Consider the following 1,462-nt stretch of genomic DNA (forward strand, 5'->3'; position numbering starts at 1 on the left):
CTTTCAAGCTGCCAGAAGAGCCTTATTCGAATTTATAGAAGGCTGGTACAATCGGAAACGGATTCATAGCTGCTTGGGCTATATGACGCCACAAGAAACAGAAGACAGTATCAAAGGGGCAGCGTAGTGCTCTTCACAATTTTACAAGCATCCGCTTTACATGGAGTGGCGGGTGTGGCAGGCTTGTTTGCCATGCGAAAGAAATCATTGCCCCTTTCGCCCTTCGCATAACACCACGCCCGCAGAGGCTCCATGTCAAGCGACCAGCGATGTCATGAAAAATATGGCATGAGATCAAAATTAAATTTCACTTATTGGTGTCCAAAATATTGACTTAAATCCATGTGCATCTTTCTGTTCTCAAAGAAAGAGGATAAGAAGGTCTCCGCTACGACCAATATCATTGGTATGTCGGTCACGATTATCATTTATTATATCTTGCATTTTTTCTTCGGGTTTTATCCATGAATGAAATATAAATATAATTTCGGCAAACAAGAAACAAATAACGAAGGAATGAAATTGAAAAGTTGGTGGATGAATGGAGGGAGGGGATTGACGCATTTGAGCGCGAACAAATATAGTTCCCTTATAAATTGTCAGCTAGTGTAAAGGTTGTCGGTTATTTTTAGTCTAGATGTATTCTGCTGTTTCCGCTTCTCAGTTGTCTCTATTTACTTAAGAGCACACATCGGCATAATATATAGCTCGTCCGCGTTGCTTCGTGCCGTCTCCTGTCAAAAGCAAGCCTCATTCTTGAACACAGTATTTATCTTGGCGATCCACGGTGTAATCGGGATACAGCATACCGCTAAAAAAGCCACGGAATTTGCTTCAGGTAAAGCATATCTTACACACATCCAAACCGCTTTCGCTTGACTGTTTTTGCATAAGAAAAACGGCGGCTAGCGCCGCCATGTTTAATCTCAAACAACATTATCTCGGATGATGTATAAAATTTTGTGTAAAGCATTTTGCTAGACCAAAAGAAAAAAGGTAGGGTATTCTCTGATTTGGACCACAACACATTCCAGAGAAAGGAGTACCCTACCTATGTCTAAAAGAAGTATACCGAATGTCGACTGGGCAAATCAACTGGAAAATGCCATTCGTCAGTTTATAAAAGAAAAATTAGAACTGATTATGCGGGAAGAAATCAAAAATTTCCTCGAAATCGAACAGGCTGGAACGCCGAATATGAGAAACGGCTACTATCAGCGAAATCTAGATACACAATATGGCCGGATTGAGGGTCTTTTGGTTCCAAGAGACCGAAACGGGGAATTTCAAACACAGTTGTTTGCCCCTTACCAACGGCACACGGGCTGGCTGGAGGAAGCAATCATTAGGATGTACCAAAGTGGCATGAGCACGCGTGAAATTGGCAAGTTTATCGAACGAATTCTAGGAAGCACCTATTCTCCTGCGACGATCAGCCGGATTACCGATGTCGTGAAGGAAG

At 42.2% G+C, this 1,462-nt stretch carries 2 protein-coding genes; both read left to right on the plus strand.

Annotated features, from left to right (window positions below; genetic code table 11):
* The coding region (locus CCB157_RS18150; protein WP_369688683.1) for an IS3 family transposase at window positions 1-127 on the plus strand (127 nt) is incomplete at its 5' end.
* Window positions 128-1,053: 926 nt separating this feature from the next.
* The coding region (locus tag CCB157_RS16530; protein ID WP_193432327.1) for a transposase at window positions 1,054-1,462 on the plus strand (409 nt) is incomplete at its 3' end.

The organism is Caenibacillus caldisaponilyticus, assembly GCF_002003465.1.
GTDB classification, from domain to species: Bacteria; Bacillota; Bacilli; order Bacillales; family Sporolactobacillaceae; genus Caenibacillus; species Caenibacillus caldisaponilyticus.